This is a genomic window from Dyadobacter pollutisoli (assembly GCF_026625565.1).
Classification (GTDB): domain Bacteria; phylum Bacteroidota; class Bacteroidia; order Cytophagales; family Spirosomataceae; genus Dyadobacter; species Dyadobacter pollutisoli.
Genome location: NZ_CP112998.1, coordinates 4,071,403 through 4,094,123 on the forward strand (window position 1 = coordinate 4,071,403; position 22,721 = coordinate 4,094,123).

The following is a 22,721-nucleotide window of genomic DNA, read 5'->3' on the forward strand; positions in this document are numbered from 1 at the left end:
GCTACAAAGAGTAAACCCGGGCTTTCAAATGAATTCTATTTTCTCTATTGCAAAACCGGGACAGTGACAATGTCAGTTTCAGGCGTCTGGTTGCTAATATGGAACGCGCGGTCTATAATTCGCACCTTAAATTTTATTTTTGTGAGAACCGCGGATTTGAGATAACGGAAAGGAATCACTAAATCCAGCTTTCCTTTGATCGGGCCTGGTTTACCGTCTGGTTTCAAAACCGGGAAAAATTTGAATGTATCACCCGGCAGTACGGTCTCTGACCAGGAGCTATCTTTGTTCATACGCATGGTTACCAATTGATAGTTAGCCGGCATGCCCCATCCCGGAACTTTTTCATACTTCTGCCAAAATGTGCTATCATTAACATCATCCGCTGAGGCTCCCAGATCGCCATCGCCATCTTCAAAATCAATCGTAATAGTTACATATTCCGTCTTCTGCTCCACATTGGATACTGTGTCGGTCTCTGTGTACTGATCAATTCCATTATAATATATCTTCGGAGTATCGTCAAAATCGGGGATATCAACGCAACCGGCAGACGCAACTGCCAGAATCAGGAACAAGGAAACTTTCAGCTTCATATCGCTTCAATTTTTAACTTTGCACTTATATTTATACGAAAGTAACTGTATTGGAACTTCAAAACAACAAATCTATTGCTGAAATACGGGCCGCTCTCAGGAACCGGATTATTGATTTAGAACCAGCAGATTTCGAAGACCTGGCGCTAAAGATTTTCAGATATCAGGCTGAGTACAATCCTGTTTATCATCAGTATATCAATTACCTGAACATTGATCCCCGGCGGATAAAAAGCCTTACCAAAATTCCTTTCTTGCCGATACAATTTTTCAAAAATCATACGATACGAACTGGCGAACCTCCCGTGGCCTCTGCGGTTTTTCAAAGCAGCGGTACTACCGGGCAAAATACCAGCCACCATCACTTATTCGATGCCCCGCTTTATAAGGCTGTTTCACATCGTATTTTTCAGCAAAATTATAGTGACCTCAACCGCTTCCATATCCTCGCCCTCCTACCGTCATACCTTGAACGAAACAACTCGTCGCTGGTGTATATGATGCAACATTTTATTGATGAAAGCGGGTCCGAATTCTCTGGTTTTTACCTCAATAACATCGATGAGATGCTCCAAAGGCTGAAATATCTGTCCCAAAACCCCGATGGCCGGAGGATACTTTTACTCGGGGTTACATTTGCACTTCTTGACCTGGCCGAAAGCAGCTACGACCTCTCGTTTCTGAAAGATATGAACCAGCTCACTGTTATGGATACAGGTGGCATGAAGGGACGACGTCAGGAGCTGCTGCGCGAGGAAGTGCACGACATTCTGACCGAAAATTTTTCAGTAAAAAACATTCATTCGGAGTATGGGATGACAGAACTTCTTTCACAGGGATACTCGCACGGCTCAGGTTTGTTTGCGCCGGGTTATACGATGCGGATCTTACTTCGCGATATCAATGACCCATTTTCGGTTTTTGATCATAATATCAATAAAACCAAAACCGGCGGGGTCAATGTAATCGATCTGGCGAACCTCGATAGCTGCTCCTTTATCGAAACGCAAGACCTGGGACGCTTCGGGGACAAACCCGGCACGTTTTACATCATGGGCCGTTTTGACAATTCTGATATCCGCGGTTGCAATTTAATGGTGCTCTAAGTCGTTTTTTCTAACAATCGGTCAGCTTTGTGCAGGATAATATTTCACAATATTAACCCTAATTTAATCTGAGCTAGCGAACTGAAAACTAGCACAATACCTTGCATTCGTTCTATATAGAATTATTCTAACAAGCCGAAGCAGAGAATATTTCATAAATTAGCCGGGTTGTTTAAAATTGCATTAATCAAATGTATTATTACACTTTGGATCGTTAACCTATATAAGTATAACCAATGAAAAGACGTGATGCCCTTGGTCGTGTGGCACTTTTAATGGGTGGTACACTCTCCGCCCCTACCATGCTGGCTTTTTTGGAAGGCTGTAAACCGGCAACCGAAACTTCGTCAGCACTGACTTTTCCTTTTTCCGCGGACCGAAAGGCGCTGGTCGCGGAGGTAGCAGAGATTATTATTCCAAAAACCGATACTCCCGGAGCGAAAGACGCAAAAGTTGGTGAGTTCATCGAAAAAATGCTGAAAGACTGCTACGAAGCGAAAGATCAGGAAGGCTTCAACAAAGGATTGGAAGAACTTGAGAAAAAAGATTTCCTTAAAGCAAAGCCAGAACAACAGACTGCTATTCTGAAAGAATTGGAAAAAGCCGCGACCACTGAAATGGCTGCCGCAGTTCAGGAGAAGAAAAACTACACCGAGGCTGGAAAAGAATATACAGACGCAAGTGTACCATTTTTCCGGTTGGTAAAGGAACTCACCCTCCTGGGCTACTTCACTTCTGAGCCCGGCGCCACGCTAGCACTTGACTATGTGCCGGTACCAGGCCGCTATGATGGCTGCACCGACTACAAACCCGGTCAGAAAGCCTGGGCAATGTAACTAGCAGCTAGCTGGAATTGTTTTAAATGGCCGCTCAAATGGCCGAGTCTTTAAAATCGAAAAATATTCATCATGAATTTAAACATAAAAGCAGCGAAACAAACCACATACGATGCAATCGTGGTTGGATCGGGTATTAGCGGTGGCTGGGCAGCTAAGGAACTGACTGAAAAAGGCTTGAAAGTGGTTATGCTCGAAAGAGGGCGTGATATCAAGCACATTACCGATTACAAAACAGCTACCCTTGCCCCCTGGGAATTTGAGCACCGTGGAAGGGTTACTACCATTGCTAAGGAACAATACTGGGCAGGTATACGCACTGGATACACAGCCAATGAAGAACACCGCTACCTGTTCGAAAATGATAAGGAAAACATGTACGATGAAACCCGGAGATTTGACTGGATCCGTGCATACCACGTTGGTGGCCGCTCACTTTTGTGGGGACGCCAGAGCTACCGCCTTAATCCCGTTGATTTTGAAGCAAATGCAAAAGACGGTATCGCTGTAGACTGGCCGATCCGTTATTCAGACATTGCTCCCTGGTACGACTACGTTGAAAAATTTGCAGGTATCAGTGGTGCCAAAGATGGCCTGGATGTGTTGCCGGACGGAAATTACCTGCCGCCCATGCAGATGAACTGCGTGGAAAAACAAATCAAAGGAGAAGTCGAGAAAAAATTCGCAGGCCGTCACATGATCATGGGTCGCGCGGCGCATTTGACTCAACCACAGGCATTCCATACCGAGCTGGGCCGTGCTGCGTGCCAGTTCCGCAACATGTGTATGCGTGGCTGCCCGTACGGAGCCTATTTCAGTACGCAATCTGCTACCCTTCCCGCAGCGCAAAGAACTGGTAACCTTACATTGGTACCTGATTCTATCGTTTCGGAAGTAATATATGATGACAAAGCTGGCAAGGTCACCGGCGTGCGGGTGATCAACCAGAATACGCTTGAAACGAAGGAGTACTACGCGAAGATCATTTTTATGAATGCTTCTGCGATTGCCTCAGCTTCTATTTTAATGAATTCCAAGTCGAAACGCTTCCCAAATGGACTGGGTAACGAAAGTGACCAGCTGGGACGCAATATTATGGACCACCATTTGGCAGTAGGTGCAAGAGGAGATGTGGATGGTTTTGAAGACAAATATTACTTCGGCCGTCGTGCCAATGGTATTTACATTCCTCGTTACCGCAATTGGGGCGATGATAAGCGTGACTACATTCGTGGTTTCGGTTACCAGGGTGGTGCAAGCCGCGAAAGCTGGGGACGCGGAGTTGGCACGGAAGGCTTTGGCGCTGACTTCAAAAAGAGCCTTTCCGAGCCAGGCGGATGGAATATGAACATTCAGGGCTTTGGCGAAATGATAGCCGACGAGAAAAACAGGTTCACATTACACCCTACCAAAAAGGACAAATGGGGACTTCCAATTGTTGTATTTGATGCAGCATACGGCGAAAACGAAAGAAAAATGCGTGTAGATATGATGAACGACGCAGCGGAAATGCTGGAAGCAGCAGGCGTGAAAAACGTTCAACCATACATTGACGATTCCAAAGCTCCCGGTATCGGTATTCACGAAATGGGTACTGCGCGGATGGGTAATGATCCAAAAACATCTGTTTTGAACAAGCACAACCAGATTTGGGGCGCTGAGAACGTATATGTTACCGACGGCGCATTTATGACTTCCGCATCATGCGTTAACCCTTCACTTACTTACATGGCGATGACTGCCCGTGCAGCTGACCATGCTGTGAAGGAATTGAAGAAGATGAATGTATAAAATGGTCATTTATGGTCATGCATAGTCATTTATTGTCAAGCGTTGTTAATGGTCGAAGCCATACCAACAATAAATGACAATACCTGACAATAAATGACCATACCTGACTATTAATGACGGTACCAAATAAAGAAAACCTCGCTGGGTAAATCCGGCGGGGTTTTTTCTTTATCAGCATGTAACCCTGATCGGCCATGTTGGAACTCTTTGGCCCGTACGCCCAATAACTAACCCGTTAAAATATTGAAAGACTTTATCGCTCCCCCACAGCGCGTTTCCTCGGTTGATGCTTACCGTGGCTTTGTGATGTTCCTGATGATGGCAGAAGTGCTCAGGTTCGGAAAAGTGGCCGAATACTTTCCTCAAAGCACTTTCTGGGCTTTTCTGGATTTTCACCAAAGTCATGTTTCATGGGTAGGATGCTCATTGCACGATATGATCCAGCCTTCCTTTTCTTTTCTGGTTGGTGTTGCATTACCTTATTCCATGGCCAGCCGTGCGAGCAAGCAGCAAAGTACGTCCGTCATGTGGATGCACACCATCCGCAGGTCGCTGATACTGATCTTATTGGGGATTTTCCTGAGGTCTATGCATGCCTCGCAAACCAATTTTACTTTCGAGGATACATTAACACAAATAGGCCTCGGCTATCCTATCCTTTTCGCCCTTGGTTTCGCGACAGAACGCATTCAATGGAGCTCGCTGATCATCATCCTGTTTTTATACGGACTAGCATTTGCACTTTACCCCTCTCCGGGGCCTTACTTCGACTGGTCAGAAACTGGTACCACGGCCGACTGGGAACATAATCTGAAAGGTTTTGCTGCGCATTGGAACAAAAATACCAACCTTGCATGGGGCTTCGATCGCTGGTTTATGAACCTCTTTCCCCGGGAGAAACCATTTCATTTCAATGGCGGAGGTTATAGTACATTAAGCTTTATCCCTACGCTGGGCACCATGATTCTTGGGCTCATCGCTGGAAAGTGGCTAAAATCGGCAGTATCATCGTCCTGGCTGATCAAAAGGTTTGTGATTACAGGCGTTACCTTGCTGGTACTCGCTATTTTCCTTAACCTTAGCGGGATCAATCCTATTGTCAAGAGAATCTGGACACCAGCGTGGACCTTATTCAGCGGAGGCTGGTGCTTTCTGCTGCTGGCTGCTTTTTATTTCGTGGCTGACGTGAAGAATAAGAAAGCGTTTTTCTTCCCGCTGATCGTGATCGGTACCAATTCCATTGCGGCCTACATCATTGCTCATACGATCGACAGCTTTATTGACCAATCGTTCCGGATCAATATCAGCCCTAATTATGACATGCTTTTGGGAGAGGGATACAAATCGCTCATCAGCGGGGCTATTATCCTGCTGGTAGAATGGTGGATTCTTTACTGGATGTATAAGAGAAAGATCTTCATCAAGATTTGAGGTCTGTGGGCTATATTTGAGGAAGTTTTTATCTAAATATCAGTCCATGCAATTTCTGCAGTCCATACATCACATTGCCATTATTTGTTCTGATTACGAAAAATCAAAACGTTTTTATACTGAAATTCTTGGTTTTAAAATCGACAGGGAAGTACTCCGGTCGGAAAGGGAATCTTACAAGTTGGATTTGTCTTTGAATGGGCAGTACTGCATTGAACTGTTCTCATTCCCAAATCCGCCAAAACGTCCTTCCCGTCCCGAATCTTGCGGTTTGAGGCACATTGCATTCCAGGTAGCAAATGTGCAGGAATGCATTGCAACATTGAATCAAAAAGGAATATTTCCCGAACCGATCAGGACGGATGAGTTCACCGGTAAGAAATTTACCTTCTTTGCTGATCCTGACGACCTGCCAATAGAACTTTATGAAATGTAGAAAGGGGTGATTGCCCGTCAGGCAGCGACAGTGTAGCTGATGCTTTTCTTGTTGCCGCGTTCAAGCTTGCAGAGCGATTCGTAAAATTCAGAAATCCTTACTAGATGTTCGTCAAGTATCCCCAACGTTTCCGAATCCTTTTCGAGATAAATGCGGAGCGTCTGATATAATTGCAGCGTAGCCGCCTCGATTTTTTTCAGACATCCGGCTACCTCTTCTTTTTCGTTTAAATTTTGCAAATTGTGTAGCGACAATTTGCTGGAAATCTGATTAACCTCCCCTAACTCCCTGTCGGTGAGGAAGCATTTGAAATAATCATAAATAGACCTGATCTCCTTTTGAAACAGTACGGCGCTGACATGTCCCTGGCTAAGTAGCCTCCGGAACGGGCTCATACTGTCCTTTTTTAATGCTTCCAGGTATAGAAGTTCTCTGTTTTTCTGCTCGTTCCATAAAGCGCCGATCATTTGAACGATTTCGCTTCCTCTCTCTTCTTCCATAAACCTGAAAATTTAAGTTTGGTACGGAAAACTGCTCAATAATTGTGCCCAAAAGACCAAAAAAGTGTATTTGTAAGGTAATAGAAACAATACTTCATCGGTAAGTACCAAAAAAGATTGAATAAATTTTCGATAACAAAAAGATCCCGATACGCGTAGAAACAGATGGGGTAAATTTACCATAGTGTACAACTAGTTTTGGGGAATTTCCAGAGAACAAATCACATACCCGGAAGTTATTTTTTTGTACTGTACGGAAAGAGCCTAACTTTGCTGGCTTACAATATTTGAGCACTATTCGGGGTTAGATAATGTCAGCCTTGATAGTTTTTAATGAATACGAATTTTAGAAATATGTTTAAAACCCCTTTTAATATTTGTCTGCTTGTTATTTTCATTGTCAGTTCATGCAAAACCACGGCTCCTCCGCAAAAAGTTGTTACAGAAGCCCGGCCGTTGCTGGAAATAGGAAATGAAACATTCTCGATTGATGAATATGAGGACTCCTATAATAAAAACAAATACGCTTCCGACTCTGCCAAAGCACTTACGCCGGAGGAATACCTGAGCCTTTATACCGACACTAAAATTAAGGTACTGCAAGCCAAGCAGGATGGCAAGGATACCACTACCGATTACAAAGAAGAAATTACTTCCTACCGCGAGCAGCTTGCCAAAAATCATTTGGTTGATAAGGTTTTGGTTGAAAAACTGGCTAATGAAGCTTATACCCGGTTAAAACAAGAAGTCCGCGCATCCCATATTTTGGTTGGTGTGTCAGAAGATGCCTCCCCTTCGGATACACTAGAGGCCTATCGTGCCGCCATTGCTTTGCGGGGCAGATTGGAAGAAGGCTCGGATTTCGCAGATATGGCGATGAAGTTTTCAAAAGACCCGGCCGCCAAAACCACGAAGGGTGATTTGGGTTATTTTACCGCTTTTCAAACACTATATCCTATTGAAACCGCAGCTTACACATTGGCTGTCGGGAAAATTTCCCAACCCGTCCGCACCAAGGCAGGATACCATTTGATACGCGTCGCTGACCGTCGGGCAAGCCGTGGCATGGTGCAGATCGCTCATATTATGGTACAAGTGGACACGAGCGCTACACTCGCCCAGAAAGAGTCGGCAAAGACCAGGATCAACGAGGCTTATGAACACTTGCAGGATGGTGAGGAATGGACGGATGTAGTGGAAAGCTATTCCGACGACAAACAATCGCGACGAAATAATGGGCTGCTTCCGATGTTTGGTACCGGCCAAATGGTTCCCGAAATAGAAGAAGCGTCATTCGCTTTGACGAAGGTTAATGCGTATTCCAAACCGGTGCTGACGATGTACGGCTGGCATATTGTCCGGCTGGTTGAAAAGAAAAGCATTGAAACCTATGCAGTAATGGCGCCTTCGCTTAGAAAAAAGGTTGTTACGGATTCCCGTAGTAAGGTAATTGAGCAGGTCAATGCGAAAAGATTGAGAGATAAGTATGCAATACAGGAGTTTGCCGACCAATGGAACGCCGTTGCTGCATTGGCGGACAGTACGCTCAGAACTGGAAAATGGGACTATATGAGGGCGGTTTCCAATGACTGGTCTGCCAGCACTTTGTTCAAAATAGAGCAAAAGCCATTTGACGCACTGACTTTCCTGACCTATGTCAAAAGAAAGCAGTCACCAAAGGCTAAGGATGCCTCCCCAGCCGTAATTTTCCGCAGATACTACAATGACTACGTGACTGAGAGCCTTTTTGACTATGAAAAAGAGCACCTCGAAGAAACCAATCCGGAATTTAAAAGCCTGATGGATGAGATCCGGGAAGGCGTCTTACTGTCGCAAATGATGGAGGAAAATGTATGGCAACGCTCGCTTTCCGACTCCACGGGACAACAGAGTTTCTACGACCGTAATAAGGATCGCTATAACTTCCCGGAGCGTGCCCTCGCTACAATTGTTTCGGCCAAAGACACACAGACCGTGAACGCGATCAGGAAAACTTTGGCAACCAGCCCGTACAAGCTGGAAAGAAAATCACGCGAAATTTTGTTCGATCTCAACAGTACAGAAATTGGCAATGAACAGATCGACGCCTTGACCGACCTGTACATTGTAATGGAAAAAAATCCAGAATACATTGTTGAAATTGCTGGCTACCGCTCTGCTGACGAAACAGAAATGACATCTGCGACGAGAATCAGGAATGTTGTGAAATATTTAAATGCACGAAACATCCCTATTTTGCGTATCATTGAAAAAGACTATGGTTCATTCAGGCCGACAGCTGAACCTGAGCGCAACAGACGCGTTGGATTTCAGTTTTACAGCGAGTCCAGAAAGGATGTGGAGAAAGTTTATAATTCGGAAACCGGGAAGACCGTTATGATCCAGGACGGCTATTTCACGAGAGAAAATCCACAATTCAGCAAGTTCAAATGGCAAACCGGCGAACAGAGTGTGACTTCGGATAACATGGTATTTTGGACGAATGTGAGAAAGATAGAACCTGCCAGAGGCAAAACTTTTGCTGAGGCACGGGGAAGCGTTATCAATGATTATCAGAAAGAACTGGAAAAACAGTGGCTTGCCAGGCTTCAACAAAAATTCCCTGTAAAAGTCAACCCACAAGAATTAGATAAAATTAAGCGTTAGCAGTATTTTAGCATTTTATATATAAAAACCGTTTTTCATTTTTAAGTAATTAAGAAGTAAAACCCGAAGTATTCCTCAGGAACAAAACAATCATATGAAAATAAATAAAATAATTGCGGCTCAGCTGATTACGGTATTTTCACTGTTTTTCAGTCTGATAAGTAATGGTCAGGGGCAGCAGGGCGTTAGTCTGGACAAAATTATTGCACGGGTGGACAACCACTACATTCTGAATTCGGAGCTGGAAGAAATGTACAACCAGTACAAGGCAGAAGGTCGTACGGCACCTGAAAAATGCCAGTTACTCGAATCACTCATTATCAATAAGATGCTTCTTGCCAAGGCTGAGATTGACTCGGTAACGGTAGAAGACAAAGAGGTGGACGGTGAGCTGGACGCGAAAATGGGTTATATGATTCAGCGTTTTGGTTCAGAAAAGAATATTGTAGAAGCATACGGCAAAAGTATTGACAACCTGAAAACTGAGCTGCGTACGCAGGTGAAAGAGCAGAAAATCGTTGAAAAAATGCAGCGTACGATCTCAGGCAATGTCAAAATAACACCAAGCGAAGTCCGCAAATTTTTCAATTCCATCCCGAAAGACAGCTTGCCGTACATTCCTTCTGAGGTTGAGATCGGCCACATTGTTAAGAAGGGAACGGTAACCCGTGAACAAAAGGACAAATTGCGCCAACAATTGCTCGATCTGAAGCACCGCGCGGAAAAAGGTGAAGACTTTGCAACACTGGCCCAGATTTATTCAGAAGATTTAGGATCTGCCAAAAATGGTGGCGACCTGAATTTTGCCAAACGTGGGGCAATGGTACCGGAGTTCGAGGGTGCAGCATTGGCATTGAAGCCAGGTGAATTGTCTGATGTTGTTGAATCTCAATTCGGTTTTCACTTGATCAAACTGATCGAAACACGGGGAGCCGAATACCATGCGAGACACATTTTGTTAAGACCCGACTACAACAAAGGAACTGACATGACCCAGGCGATTCGCGCGCTAGACAGCCTGAGAACATTAATCAAAATGGATACCCTCAAATTTGCAAAAGCTGCACTTGACAATTCCGATGACAAGGAAACTGCGGAATCGGGTGGTTTGATCCAGGACAGAAATACAGGACTTGGAAAACTTACATTAGACGCCTCTATGGACCCTGCTTTATATTTTGCGATTGATACCATGAAAGTTGGCGATCTGAGCCAACCTGTGACCTACCGTTTGGAAGACGGAAGCAGCGCGATGCGAATCCTTTGGTACAAAAGCAAATCGGAACCACATACTGCTAACCTGCATGACGACTATGAAAAACTGGCGCAGATTGTGCTCAGTAACAAGCGAAACAATGCATTGGAAGAGTGGTTTAAGAAGGCGCAGGGTGATGTGTTTATAAGTATTGAACCTGAATATAAGAATTGTAAGGTACTGGGGCTGGCTTCCGCCAATGATATTTAAAAAAATCTAATCTGACATATTGTGAAGTATTCATCGGACGTTGAAGCTGCCGAAGCTATGAAAGTAGCTTACGAGAAAATCCGTAGTGAAATTGGGAATGTGATAATCGGACAGGATGAAGTTGTTAAAAGATTGCTTACCGCCATTTTCTGCCAGGGACATTGTCTTTTGGTAGGAGTTCCGGGCCTTGCAAAAACGCTTTTAATTCAAACCATCGCTTCGTCACTTGACCTGAATTTTAACCGGATCCAGTTTACCCCCGACCTGATGCCTTCCGATATTCTCGGTTCTGAAACATTGGACCAGAACCGTAATTTCAAATTCATCAAAGGACCGGTTTTCGCCAACATTATCCTGGCCGATGAAATCAACCGGACCCCTCCTAAAACGCAGTCGGCATTGCTGGAAGCGATGCAGGAATATTCTGTTACCATTGCAGGTGTAAAGCATTCATTGGACAGACCATTCTTTGTACTGGCTACCCAAAACCCTATTGAGCAGGAAGGTACCTATCCCCTGCCGGAAGCTCAGCTGGACCGTTTCATGTTCATGATTCAGCTCGACTATCCATCTTACGCCGAAGAGGTCAATATTGTAAAAAATACGACCAATGACGTTCGATACCAGGTTCAGAAAGTGGTAAGTGCAGAAGAAATTATGGATTTCCAGCATCTGGTACGCCGTGTCCCCGTAACCGACCATGTGATCGAATACGCTGTAAAACTGGTTCACAAAACAAGGCCAGCAGCGGGACTGGCAGCAAAAGAAACGAGCGATTATCTGGAATGGGGAGCCGGGCCGCGTGCTTCGCAGGCATTAATCCTTGCCGCCAAATGCAATGCATTGCTATCAGGGAAATACTCCCCGGACATTGAAGATGTAAAAGCAGTAGCATTGCCGGTACTTCGCCACAGGATCATCAGGAATTTCAAGGCCGAAGCAGAAGGAATTTCGGTAGACGAAATCATCGGACGTCTGGTCTGAAAATTATAAGAATTCATATTTTAAACATTATAAGTTTGTGCCCGTCGATGGATTAGCACAAACTTTTGTTTTTAAAGGGTATATGCTCCATTTTCAACATTCACTTTCATCATGGCTATTCAAGGTAAAAACTACATAGGCTATTCTCTTTCAGCCCAAAACCAACGTATTTTTCAATCATACGTTCCGATAACGGATTCATTTCTACCGGAGAAATTCCATGCGGCTACTTTACAGGAAGTTGAAAAAACAATGGAGCTTGCCGAAAAAGCCTCTGGTGAATATGCACTTGTTCCTGCTTCCAAACGCGCCGATTTCTTGATAGCCATTACCGAAGAGATTCTCGCATTAGGCGACGAATTATTGGAACGGGCCACCCTCGAAACTGGCCTGCCGATTGCCAGGCTACAAGGCGAAAGAGCACGAACAATTAACCAGCTGACCCAGTTTGCCGACCTCCTTCGGGAAGGTTCATGGGTGGACGCCACCATTGATACTGCGTTACCTGATCGTACCCCGGTTCCAAAGCCGGACATTAGAAAAATGCTGGTGCCGATTGGCCCGGTCATCGTTTTTGGTTCGAGCAATTTTCCGTTTGCATATTCAGTCGCCGGAGTGGATTCAGGGCCTGCGCTTGCGGCCGGGAATCCGCTTATCGTCAAAGCGCACGCGGCACATCCGGGCGTGAGTGACCTTACTGCGCAGGCGGTCGTGAAGGCTGCGCAACGCACAGGTATGCCCGAGGGTGTATTTTCAATGCTTTATGATGATGGTTTTGAAGTAGGCACAGCATTGGTGAAGCATCCAGCGGCCAAGGCGGTTGGGTTTACCGGCTCATTCAAAGGCGGAATGGCTCTTTATAAATTGGCTCAGGAGCGTGAAGAACCTATTTCAGTCTTTGCGGAAATGGGCAGTGTCAATCCGATCGTTATTTTGCCGGAATATCTCAAAAGCCATGCTGCCGAATTTGGGAAAACATTGGCTGGGTCTGTTAGCCTGGGAGCGGGGCAATTTTGTACCAATCCTGGCTTAGTGTTTGTGACTGAAACGGAAGGCTTGGATCTTTTCGAAGCTTCGTATCAAACAGAAATATTAAACACTGCCTCTTCGACCATGCTGACGGCTGGTATATGCAAAAATTACTACAAACTGAGAGACCACGCTTTTGCCCAGGATAATGTGACTCAGCTGGCAGTTTCAGAAAATATATCGGCGGGAGAAAATCAGGCACAACCTTCCATCGGACGCGTTTCCGGGAAGGATTTTATTGCAAACCCAAAATTGCACGAAGAAGTATTCGGGCCATTTTCTTTGCTCATTGTTTGCAAGGATACTGCCGAGCTTCTCGAAGCGGTTTCTCAGCTAAAAGGCCAGCTCACGTCATCGCTTATGGCAGTAGAAAATGAAGTGGGCTCCTACCCTGCCATTGTTCAGCATCTGGGCAAGATATCGGGAAGGTTTATTATGAACGGAGTACCTACCGGGGTGGAAGTGTGCCCCTCCATGCATCACGGCGGGCCATTTCCTGCCACTGCTGATGCCCGTTTTACCTCAGTCGGTCGGCATTCTATATTGAGATTTGTCCGTCCCCGGGCTTACCAGGGTTGGCCAGACTCTTTATTGCCGGATGCACTGAAAAATGCAAATCCTTTGAACATTCTCCGTTTGGTGAATAATGAAACCACGGCCCGTCCTATTTAAACTATCTAGTCTAAAATTAAACAGGACTGATCAGCGACTCAGGATAACCGACTTTTACGAGAAAAAGACCTTCCGCCGGAGCTTGTACGCCTGCTACTTTTCTGTTTTTTGATAAAATGATCTGCTCGAAATCTGTGATTGTTTTTTTTCCTTTTCCTACGTCCAGCAATGTACCTACTAGTGCCCGGACCATTCCCCGCAGGAAACGATTAGCCTGAATGTGAAAAACCAGCAGATCTTCCGAGTCTTTCCAAACCGCCTCGGTAATGGTGCAACGGAAGTTATTAACCTGGGTATGGATCTTACTGAAACTTTCGAAGTCATTGTACTTTAACAATAAAGCCGCTGCCTCATTCATGGCGGTAATGTCCAGTTTGGCCCGTAACAAAAAAGCCGTATCGATCAAAAAAGGGCTCTTTCTTTTGGTGATCCGATATTCGTATTTGCGATGAGTTGCCGCAAACCGAGAGTTAACATCGTCCGGAACCGGGATAATGTTCCTGACAGCGATATCCCTTGGAATCAGCCCATTTAGTTTGTAAATCAGCAATTCATAATCCTGAATCCCGTCTTGTAAATCAAAATGCGCGAATTGTTGTTCTGCATGTACGCCGGTGTCGGTCCTGCTGCTGCCAGTCAGTTCAATAGGCACTCTGAGCACCTTGGCCAATGCTTCTTCCAGCACCTGCTGAACGCCCAGAGCATTGTTTTGTTTTTGCCAGCCATTGTAGGCCGTCCCTTTGTAACTGAATTCCAGAAAATAGCGCATCCTGCAAAAATAACGGAAACCAGACAGATTTGCGATTTCAGGGTCGGGATTGCGGAATTTGTGCCGAAGAAAGTTAACTTTGAAGATTGGAAAATTTCATTTTAGTATGATTACGGAAGAGAAAAAAGAAGAGAAAAGCCTGAATTTTATTGAGGAGATCGTGGAAGCAGATTTGCAATCAGGAAAATATACTCAAATCATTACGCGCTTTCCACCTGAGCCAAATGGTTACCTGCATATTGGGCATGCGTCAAGCATTTGCCTGAATTTCGGTCTGACCAAGAAGTTTCCGGGCTATACCAATCTGCGTTTTGACGATACTAACCCGGTTACCGAGGATACTGAATATGTAGAAAGCATTAAAAACGACATTCGTTGGATGGGTTTCGAATGGGAACACGAACTGTATGCTTCCGACTACTTCGATACGCTCTACGATTTCGCCATTCAACTTATTTCCAAAGGCTTAGCTTATGTGGATGACTCTACATCAGAAGAAATCGCCGCATTGAAAGGCACTCCTACCGAACCAGGCAAAGACAGTCCCTTCCGTAGTCGCACGGTTGAAGAAAATCTTGCACTTTTTGAACAAATGAAAAGTGGTGCATTTCCGGATGGAAGCCGCACACTTCGCGCCAAAATTGACATGGCGCATATCAATATGCTGATGCGCGACCCCATCCTTTACCGGATCAAGCACGCGCATCACCACCGTACCGGCAACAAATGGTGCATTTACCCGATGTACGACTTCGCGCACGGACAAAGCGACTCCATTGAAACGGTGACCCACTCCATTTGCACATTGGAATTTGCGCCGCATCGCGAACTCTACGACTGGATCATTGCGACACTTGAAATATATCCGTCACACCAGTATGAATTTGCCCGCCGCAATCTTAATTACACGGTGACCAGCAAAAGAAAACTGCTGCAACTGGTTCAGGAGAATCATGTGAATGGCTGGGACGATCCGAGAATGCCGACGATCAGTGGTTTGAGGAGAAGAGGCTACACGCCCGAAAGCATCCGTGATTTCTGTGACAGGATTGGCGTGGCGCGTCGTGAAAATATGATCGACGTTGGTCTGCTGGAATTCTGTGTCCGTGAGGATCTGAACAGAAAGGCACTGAGAAGAATGGTCGTACTGGATCCATTGAAGGTAGTTATTACGAACTTCCCGGAAGGAGTGACCGAGATGTGTCACAGCGAAAACAATCCCGAAGACATTGCTACCGGTGTTCGTGAGATTCCATTTACAAGAGAATTGTATATTGAAAAAGAGGATTTTATGGAGGTGCCGACCAAGAAATATTTCAGGCTGGCGCCAGGTAAAATGGTGCGATTGAAAGGTGCTTACATCATTCAATGTGATGATTTTGTGAAAGACGAAAACGGCGAAATCACCGAAGTTCGCTGTACTTACATTGAAAACAGCAAAAGTGGGCAAGATACTACCGGCATTCATGTGAAGGGAACATTGCACTGGGTTTCGGCCTCGCACGCCCTGAAAGTGGAAGTGAGATTGTACGACCGCCTTTTCTCCGTGGAAGATGTATCGTCCGAGGAAGGGGATTTCAAAGATTATATCAATCCCAATTCATTGGATGTGATCACCGGCTACGCGGAACCTGCATTGCAGGAAGCCAACGAAGGCGAATCGTTCCAGTTCCTGCGCAAAGGTTATTTCGCAAAAGACCCTGATAGCAGCTCGGATAAGCTTGTATTCAACAGAACCGTAACTTTAAGAGATAACTGGGCAAAAGCTGGCGGGAATTAGAAGCTATTTTAGATTTTTCACACACTATCTCTTCATGATCATATCCATCCGGCACAAAGGGCTGCTTTACTTTTATGAAGAAGGTAATGGTTCGAAATTGCCGCCATCGTATTTGAGGAAAATTACGAGGATTTTGGATCAATTGGAAGCTTTGTCATCGGTGGACGACGTAAAGCAAATGGGTTCAGGAATACATAAATTATCCGGAGATTTGGAACAGTTTTGGTCTGTGAAAATTTCGCCAAATTTCTGGATTATATTTCGCTTCCAAGATGGAGATGTTTACGATGTCGATTACATAGATTATCATTGATCATTATGATAAAGAGAAACCTGCCGCCGGTACATCCGGGTGAAATTTTAAAAGAAGAATACATACTGGAACGTGGGTTGACAATTACCGAAGTTGCCGTAGGATTAGGTATTAGCAGGAGTACATTGTCGGCTGTTGTAAATGAACAAGCGAGAATCACTCCGGAGCTTGCGGTAAAATTGTCGGAAGCCTTTGGAAACACGTCTCAATTTTGGATTAACCTGCAAAGGAATTACGAGTTATGGCACGCTGAAAAAAACGTCGACCGATCTCGTATCAGGCACTTCAACAAAGGCCGTAATTTACAATCAGCATAAAAAACTGATGGGCAACCCCCATTTAATTAGATTGCTTACAAATAAACTTGTTTGGAAAAAAGTTTGAATCTATCTTTGTGTAACAATTTCCACGATTCAAATATATTGCTGTCAGTGAATACCCCAAATGAGTTGTTCCGTACCGTTAAAGGTTTTAGCGTTCAGTGTGATTTAACTTCAAGAATTATTCTTCATTTTGGTGAGATGCAGGCCACTTTTAGAATTCAGGATTTTCTGAATTTCCGCCGGTTTATCAACAGCATCGATATCCGCAGCAAAATTTTTGACCTCTCCGATGAGTCTGACTATGAATTCGTTGAGGCGCCTCAGGTGAATATCTATCATAAGCTTACGCTTTGCGAGCTCATTCAACTAAGAGAACTCGTAAACGGAACTCATTTCTCGATCGAGCTCAACTCTCTTTTACACCAACTTCTTTTCAAGGAATCAGAATTAGTCTAAATAGCTCATTCAGATCATATTAGACCAATTCCAAATTTCAGATTCTGTTTGGATTGATGAAGTTTCGCATGATCTTTGTACTCGTTATCACAAATTAGAGCAAGTAAAAACCATGAGAGATTTATTAAGACAACGGACTTCCCTCAAAGAGGAAATAGAAATACTTTTGAACAACCAGGTTAAAATGGAAGCGGAAGCTTCGGCCAAATATTTAGCAATGGCCTCCTGGTGTGACCGTAACGGTTTCAGAAATAGCGCCAAATATTTCATGAAACAATCGGGTGAAGAAAGAGAACATATGGTGAAGATTTTCAATTACCTGATGTTCGTTGGAGGTACCGCAGTTTCTCCGGAAGTTCCAGCTGTTAAGCAAGAATTTGCTTCTTTGAGAAGTGTTTTCGAAACTGCACTTCAAAGCGAAATCGCTGTTACACAATCCATTAACCGCATTGTTACGCAAAGCCGCAAGGAAGAAGATTACGCAACTGAAAACTTCCTCCAGTGGTTTGTAAGCGAGCAGACAGAAGAAGAAGACAACGCACGTCGCGCTATCGAGCTTTTTGATGTGATCGGCGAAGCGGGATCAGGATTGTACCTGATCGATAAGGCCATCGGCAAAATCGGTTCTGACGAATAAGAGATAAGTGATATAAATGAGAAAGAGCTGCCTGAACGATCAGGCAGCTCTTTCTCATTTATACATATCAGTGGACCGGATTGGCAATCAGCGAATACACCTCTGTATCGTGGAATGTTCCATTTTCAAAAAAACTCTCTTTAAAATAGGCTTCCTTGACAAAGTTGTGTTTCAATAGGATGTTCCGCGACTGGTTGTTTTCGGGATTTATCTTTGCCTCAATGCTGTGAAAGCCTATCTCATTGAAACCATAATCCAGCACTTTCTTCAAAGCCTCGCTCATGATTCCTTTGAACCAATGATCGGGATGGATCATGTACCCTATCTCACCCCTGTAATTGAGCGGGTCCGTTTTATGGTAACCGATCGTCCCGATCAATCCAGGCGCATCCTTAAACGAGATCCCCCAGGTAATGCCGGTACGTTCGCGTAAATTTCTGTTATAGGCATCAATCAGTTCAATCGCTTCTGCCTCCGACCTCAACACGGGCTTTCCAATGTACTTCATAGCAAGCACATTGCCCCTGAGGTGATACAATTTTTCGGCATGCTCCATGGATAGTGAATGAAAGCGGAGGCGTTCTGTCTCAAAAGCTGGAAAGGGATCAAAGTTCAGAATCAGCATGCGTTGTGGCTATATTTAAAGCATTAGCAAATATGTTTATCGGTATTTCCGGTCCCAGATTTTATACCAGTTTTTATTGGCGGGATATCTCCGGTGAGCAGCCCATTTGTTAATAACGACCGCGACTGTCAATAAAATCAAAACACCGGTTAAGACAGGACTCAGCACATACATATACCCCAGGCCTCTTATTTTTTCTGATCCAATGTTGGCTATCAATGCTGTGGCGCCGCCTGGGGGGTGCAGCGTCTTGGTAACCTGCATGAAAACAATGGATAGTGAAACGGCAAAAGCGGAAGAAAGCCAGACCTGATCAGGAACGATCTTGTGGATCGTTACGCCTACCAGTGCGCATATCACGTGGCCGCCAATCAGGTTTCGAGGTTGCGCAAGCGGGCTGTTTACAATGCCGTATATCAATACCGACGATGCGCCGAACGATCCGATCAAAAACAGGTTGTCGGAATCCGTAAAACTTTTTTCATTCAGAAAACCAATGAGACCAATTCCAAGAAATGAGCCTACAAATGTCCAGAAATGATCCCGAAAATCGATAAGAGTCTCTTTATAAATCACATAGCGCATTAACCGCGCATTTCGTTTAATATGCTTTTTCAATATTTAATTTCACTTAACGGGCAACAACTTTTAAACAGAACTGTATCCCGATTCCCAACGTTCATATATGCCACTAAATTATGGCAAAAATTGGTACGGCTTTTGCAGCTTGTAAAATTAAAATAGTAGTATTGTAACAGCTACCGTTGATTTCTTTTCATGAATTACCTCGACGAGTTTAAGAAATTTATTTCCAGTCATTATCTATCAACCGGTGTCAGATTAACCCTGGGAGCTGTCATTCCCAGCCTTATTTTTCAACGTTTTGGTGTCCTGAGTGAGTTCATAGCATTTCCACTAGGCACACTACTGATCGGCGGCACCGATAATCCCGGCCCGTACCACAGGCGTCGAAATTCCCTTCTTATTGCTATCGCCACATGCTTCGTTGTCGCCTGCATTACCGGCTATCTCCGGCATATCCATTTCGTCATTTTCATTGAGATCATTGTCTTCGGGATGTTCTTTTCCCTGGCAGGCGTTTATGGTAACCGTGTGAACAGCATTGGCCTTATTTCGCTACTGGTTTTTGTTTTTAATATCGATGATCACCTTAGTGGCGACATGGTATTGCGCACCGCAGCCATATTTGCGACCGGCGGGATCTGGTACTTTATACTTTTCATGGTGCTGGAAAAGCTGCTGCCCTATAAGCTCATCCAGCAGCTTTTGGGTGAAAATTTCGCTGAACTGGGTAAGCTGTTGTCTATCAAGGCAGGCTACTATTTCGCCAATCCTGACTATGATGAGCTGTTCAACCGCATGATCCATCAGCAGGTCATATTGCGGGAAAATCATGAAAATCTCCGTGAAATCCTTTTCAAAACACGGGAAATTGTCTCGGAATCCACCAACAAAAGCCGCGTGCTGATGCTGATGTTCCTGGACAGCATTGATCTTTTTGAAAGAATCCTGAATTCTCAGCAGAACTACACGAACCTGCACCGCGCATTTGACCATACCAAGGTTTTAAGGCTTTTTGGAACTTACATTACCTGGCTGGCGGCAGAAATCCAGCAGATCGGACTGGCTGTTCAAAGTGGCTTCCCTTCCACGCCGAAACATGATCTGGACGAGGCTTTTAACAAATGCCAGCAGGCGTTTGAAAGGATGCGGGAATACAAAATGACGCATGACAATATGGAAGATTTTATCATGCTGCGTCAGATACTCAATAGTTTGCAGGACGTGACCGAGCGTGTCAAAAAGCTGCATCGTGCGACTTCTTACGATGCCGATGTCAGCAAAGGCTACACACTGACGGTTGAAACTGAAAACTTTATCCCCAAACAGGAATACCACCCACGAATCCTGCTCGACAACCTGTCGCTGAAATCCAGTCATTTCCGGCATGCGGTGCGTGTCACGATCGGGCTGCTGGTCGGTTACATTGCCTCGCTGTTTTTTGAGCTTGGTCACGGCTACTGGATCCTTCTGACCATTGCTGTGATCCTGAAACCCGCATTCAGCATTACCAAGCAGCGCAACCTGCACAGGATCGGAGGAACGATTCTCGGCGTAGTCACCGGTTTTCTTTTCCTCTACCTAATCAATGATAACACTGTGCTGTTTATCCTGATGATGCTGGCAATGATCCTGGCTTATAGTTTTTTAAAAACCAATTACTTCGTTGCGTCCACATCGATCACCTTATATGTGATCCTTTCCTTCAATTTTCTGAACCCGCAGCACATTACCGCGGTTTTACAGGATAGGGTCACGGACACGGTCATCGGATCGGTGATTGCGTACCTGATCTCTTCCTATGTACTACCGGTGTGGGAACATACTCAGATCAATCAGTACATTAAGGACGCATTGAATGCAAACCGCAGATATTTCGATATTGTAGCTGCGAAATTCACTGGTAAAGACCTGGACATTAACCAATTGAAACTATTGCGTAAAGATGCGATCATTGCAATGGCCAACCTGTCCGACAACTTTCAGAAAATGCTGTCGGAACCGAAACGCCAGCAGCTGAATATGGAGGAATATCATCAGTTTGTAGCTACGAGCCATATGCTGACCTCCTACATTGCTTCGCTTTCGACTTATGCGCAGGGACTTGAATATTCTCAGTTTTCAGTAGAATTTGAGATGATGATCCGGCAGATAGACAGGCAGCTAGTGGCTGCAACCGATGTTATCGAGGGAAAAACAGGTAACAGTTTTGAAATTACCCGTGAATCCTTGCCACAAAACCAACGCCTCATTGAGTTGTTGATCAAGAGAAAAAAAGAGATCAAAGAAATGGGAATCGAAAAAGCAGACCAGTCCCCGGCAAGGAAAATGCTTTCCGACCTGAAAACGATCAATGGCCTTTTTGAGCTCATCAGCACCATTACCATTGATGAGATCAAAATTTTACAAAAAATAAAAGCAGTAAAAATTTAAAGTACCTCATGACTATATTATCCGGCACGGAAAGGAAGAATATTACACCAGGGCTTTCGGTCGCCATTGTTTTGAAAAAAGACCAGCGCAGCGGCACACTCACCCACGGTATTGTCAAAGATATTCTTACCAGCGCCCCGAAACATACGCACGGCATCAAAGTAAGGCTCCAAAACGGCGAAGTTGGCCGCGTTAAAGTCATCAAAGAAACCAATTCTTAAACAACATTATCAATGGCCTCCCAATTGTTCACGCCGTTTACATTAAAAAGTATCACCCTGAAAAACAGGCTGGTCGTCTCTCCTATGTGCCAATATTCGTCCGTTGACGGGTTTGCCAACGATTGGCATCTGGTCCATCTGGGAAGTCGGGCCGTCGGCGGCGCAGGATTGCTGATCACCGAAGCCACCGCAGTATCTCCCGAAGGAAGGATATCCCCACAGGACCTGGGTATATGGAAGGACGAACACATTGAAAAGCTGAAACAGATCACTGACTTCATATCCGCGCAGGGCGCAGTTGCAGGTGTCCAGCTGGCACATGCCGGGCGTAAAGCCAGTACCTACCCCGCCTGGAAAGGTCGCGGACATGTTCCGGCAGAAGAAGGCGGCTGGAAAGCGGTCAGCGCTTCGGCTATTGCGTTTTCGGAAAAGGATGACGTACCGTCGGCACTCGATCTGGAAGGCATTCGCAAAGTTATCGAAGATTTCAAACTCGCGGCGGTAAGGGCATTGCAGGCTGGTTTTAAGGTTATTGAAGTCCATGCTGCCCATGGTTACCTGGTTCACCAGTTTTTATCACCGCTCAGCAATGAGCGTATCGATGACTATGGAGGGAGCTTTGAAAACCGTATCCGGCTCTTACTGGAAATCATAGATGCCATTCATTCCGTGTGGCCCGCAGACCTGCCACTTTTCGTGAGGATATCTGCGACTGACTGGGCCGAAAACGGCTGGGATGCTGAGCAGTCTGTCCGGCTTGCTGAAATACTCCAAACCAAGGACGTTGCGCTCATTGACGTGTCTTCGGGGGGGTTGGTTTCTTATGCCAAAATTCCGATCGGGCCGTCTTATCAAGTTCCATTTTCGGCAAAAATTAAAAAGGAAACCGGATCATTAACCGGCACGGTTGGACTGATCACTACCTCTCAGCAAGCAGAAGATATTCTTAAAAACGGAGAGGCTGACCTGATCATTATGGCACGCGAAATGCTCCGTGATCCCTATTTCCCTCTTCATGCAGCGCACCAACTAGGCGAGGATATCGTGTGGCCGATCCAGTATGATCGTGCCAAACCTGCATTGTAAGTAA

Annotated in this window: 22 protein-coding genes; 17 read left to right on the plus strand and 5 right to left on the minus strand. The window is 45.0% G+C overall.

Translation table 11 applies throughout. The features are described 5' to 3' along the window. Positions 1-44: 44 nt before the first annotated feature. Positions 45-596 (minus strand): hypothetical protein, encoded by a 552-nt coding sequence (locus ON006_RS16670; RefSeq protein ID WP_244822786.1) that lies wholly within the window; start codon positions 594-596, stop codon positions 45-47. Between the two features lie 50 nt (positions 597-646). On the opposite strand from ON006_RS16670, the gene ON006_RS16675 reads away from it, so the two are divergent. From ON006_RS16675 to gloA2, 5 genes are all read left to right on the plus strand, one after another. Further along, entirely contained in the window at positions 647-1,702 is a 1,056-nt protein-coding gene (locus tag ON006_RS16675; protein WP_244822785.1) for a long-chain-fatty-acid--protein ligase, read from the plus strand. Positions 1,703-1,938: 236 nt separating this feature from the next. Then, entirely contained in the window at positions 1,939-2,538 is a 600-nt protein-coding gene (locus ON006_RS16680) for a gluconate 2-dehydrogenase subunit 3 family protein (RefSeq protein WP_244822784.1), read from the plus strand. Between the two features lie 72 nt (positions 2,539-2,610). After that, a complete protein-coding gene (locus ON006_RS16685) occupies positions 2,611-4,329 on the plus strand; it encodes an FAD-dependent oxidoreductase (protein ID WP_244822783.1) in 1,719 nt (572 codons plus the stop codon). Positions 4,330-4,572: 243 nt separating this feature from the next. Continuing rightward, complete coding sequence (locus ON006_RS16690) at positions 4,573-5,760, plus strand: acyltransferase family protein (RefSeq protein WP_255772976.1); 1,188 nt, start codon at positions 4,573-4,575, stop codon at positions 5,758-5,760. A gap of 46 nt (positions 5,761-5,806) precedes the next feature. Continuing rightward, a complete protein-coding gene (gloA2, locus tag ON006_RS16695; protein ID WP_244822782.1) occupies positions 5,807-6,196 on the plus strand; it encodes an SMU1112c/YaeR family gloxylase I-like metalloprotein in 390 nt (129 codons plus the stop codon). Between the two features lie 17 nt (positions 6,197-6,213). Here the strand turns inward: gloA2 and ON006_RS16700 are convergent, their stop codons facing one another. After that, the gene (locus ON006_RS16700; RefSeq protein WP_244822781.1) at positions 6,214-6,696 is read right to left on the minus strand and encodes a hypothetical protein; all 483 of its coding nucleotides are present in this window, start codon (positions 6,694-6,696) and stop codon (positions 6,214-6,216) included. 354 nt (positions 6,697-7,050) lie between these two features. Here ON006_RS16700 and ON006_RS16705 point away from each other — a divergent pair, with 354 nt between their 5' ends. The 4 genes from ON006_RS16705 to ON006_RS16720 all read left to right on the plus strand — a co-directional run bounded on the left by ON006_RS16705 (position 7,051) and on the right by ON006_RS16720 (position 13,492). Continuing rightward, a complete protein-coding gene (locus tag ON006_RS16705) occupies positions 7,051-9,342 on the plus strand; it encodes a peptidylprolyl isomerase (RefSeq protein ID WP_244822780.1) in 2,292 nt (763 codons plus the stop codon). A gap of 94 nt (positions 9,343-9,436) precedes the next feature. Then, positions 9,437-10,807 (plus strand): peptidylprolyl isomerase, encoded by a 1,371-nt coding sequence (locus ON006_RS16710; protein ID WP_244822779.1) that lies wholly within the window; start codon positions 9,437-9,439, stop codon positions 10,805-10,807. A gap of 21 nt (positions 10,808-10,828) precedes the next feature. Further along, on the plus strand, positions 10,829-11,791 hold the full coding sequence (locus ON006_RS16715; protein WP_244822778.1) for an AAA family ATPase: 963 nt from the start codon (positions 10,829-10,831) through the stop codon (positions 11,789-11,791). Positions 11,792-11,902: 111 nt separating this feature from the next. Then, positions 11,903-13,492, plus strand: coding sequence for an aldehyde dehydrogenase (NADP(+)) (locus ON006_RS16720; RefSeq protein WP_244822777.1), 1,590 nt, complete (start codon positions 11,903-11,905; stop codon positions 13,490-13,492). Between the two features lie 16 nt (positions 13,493-13,508). Here ON006_RS16720 and truA read toward each other — a convergent pair whose 3' ends face one another. Continuing rightward, entirely contained in the window at positions 13,509-14,261 is a 753-nt protein-coding gene (truA, locus tag ON006_RS16725) for a tRNA pseudouridine(38-40) synthase TruA (protein WP_244822776.1), read from the minus strand. Between the two features lie 106 nt (positions 14,262-14,367). Between truA and ON006_RS16730 the strand changes: the two genes are divergently transcribed. The 5 genes from ON006_RS16730 to ON006_RS16750 all read left to right on the plus strand — a co-directional run bounded on the left by ON006_RS16730 (position 14,368) and on the right by ON006_RS16750 (position 17,770). Next, positions 14,368-16,041 (plus strand): glutamine--tRNA ligase/YqeY domain fusion protein, encoded by a 1,674-nt coding sequence (locus ON006_RS16730; protein WP_244822775.1) that lies wholly within the window; start codon positions 14,368-14,370, stop codon positions 16,039-16,041. A 34-nt stretch (positions 16,042-16,075) separates the two neighbouring features. After that, positions 16,076-16,354 (plus strand): type II toxin-antitoxin system RelE/ParE family toxin, encoded by a 279-nt coding sequence (locus ON006_RS16735; protein ID WP_244822774.1) that lies wholly within the window; start codon positions 16,076-16,078, stop codon positions 16,352-16,354. 5 nt (positions 16,355-16,359) lie between these two features. Continuing rightward, entirely contained in the window at positions 16,360-16,671 is a 312-nt protein-coding gene (locus ON006_RS16740; protein WP_244822773.1) for a HigA family addiction module antitoxin, read from the plus strand. A 114-nt stretch (positions 16,672-16,785) separates the two neighbouring features. Continuing rightward, positions 16,786-17,133, plus strand: coding sequence for a hypothetical protein (locus tag ON006_RS16745; protein WP_244822772.1), 348 nt, complete (start codon positions 16,786-16,788; stop codon positions 17,131-17,133). 112 nt (positions 17,134-17,245) lie between these two features. Next, positions 17,246-17,770, plus strand: a complete 525-nt coding sequence (locus ON006_RS16750) for a ferritin (RefSeq protein ID WP_244822771.1) — start codon at positions 17,246-17,248, stop codon at positions 17,768-17,770. A 67-nt stretch (positions 17,771-17,837) separates the two neighbouring features. Here ON006_RS16750 and ON006_RS16755 read toward each other — a convergent pair whose 3' ends face one another. Then, entirely contained in the window at positions 17,838-18,395 is a 558-nt protein-coding gene (locus ON006_RS16755; RefSeq protein ID WP_244822770.1) for a GNAT family N-acetyltransferase, read from the minus strand. A 36-nt stretch (positions 18,396-18,431) separates the two neighbouring features. After that, on the minus strand, positions 18,432-19,016 hold the full coding sequence (locus ON006_RS16760) for an HPP family protein (RefSeq protein WP_244823202.1): 585 nt from the start codon (positions 19,014-19,016) through the stop codon (positions 18,432-18,434). 156 nt (positions 19,017-19,172) lie between these two features. Between ON006_RS16760 and ON006_RS16765 the strand changes: the two genes are divergently transcribed. From ON006_RS16765 to namA, 3 genes are read left to right on the plus strand one after another with little or no spacing between them, the layout of a single operon-like run. Continuing rightward, on the plus strand, positions 19,173-21,410 hold the full coding sequence (locus ON006_RS16765) for an FUSC family protein (protein WP_244822769.1): 2,238 nt from the start codon (positions 19,173-19,175) through the stop codon (positions 21,408-21,410). An 8-nt stretch (positions 21,411-21,418) separates the two neighbouring features. Then, on the plus strand, positions 21,419-21,631 hold the full coding sequence (locus tag ON006_RS16770; RefSeq protein WP_244822768.1) for a YwbE family protein: 213 nt from the start codon (positions 21,419-21,421) through the stop codon (positions 21,629-21,631). A 12-nt stretch (positions 21,632-21,643) separates the two neighbouring features. Further along, positions 21,644-22,717, plus strand: coding sequence for an NADPH dehydrogenase NamA (namA, locus tag ON006_RS16775; RefSeq protein WP_244822767.1), 1,074 nt, complete (start codon positions 21,644-21,646; stop codon positions 22,715-22,717). The last annotated feature ends 4 nt before the right edge of the window (positions 22,718-22,721 follow it).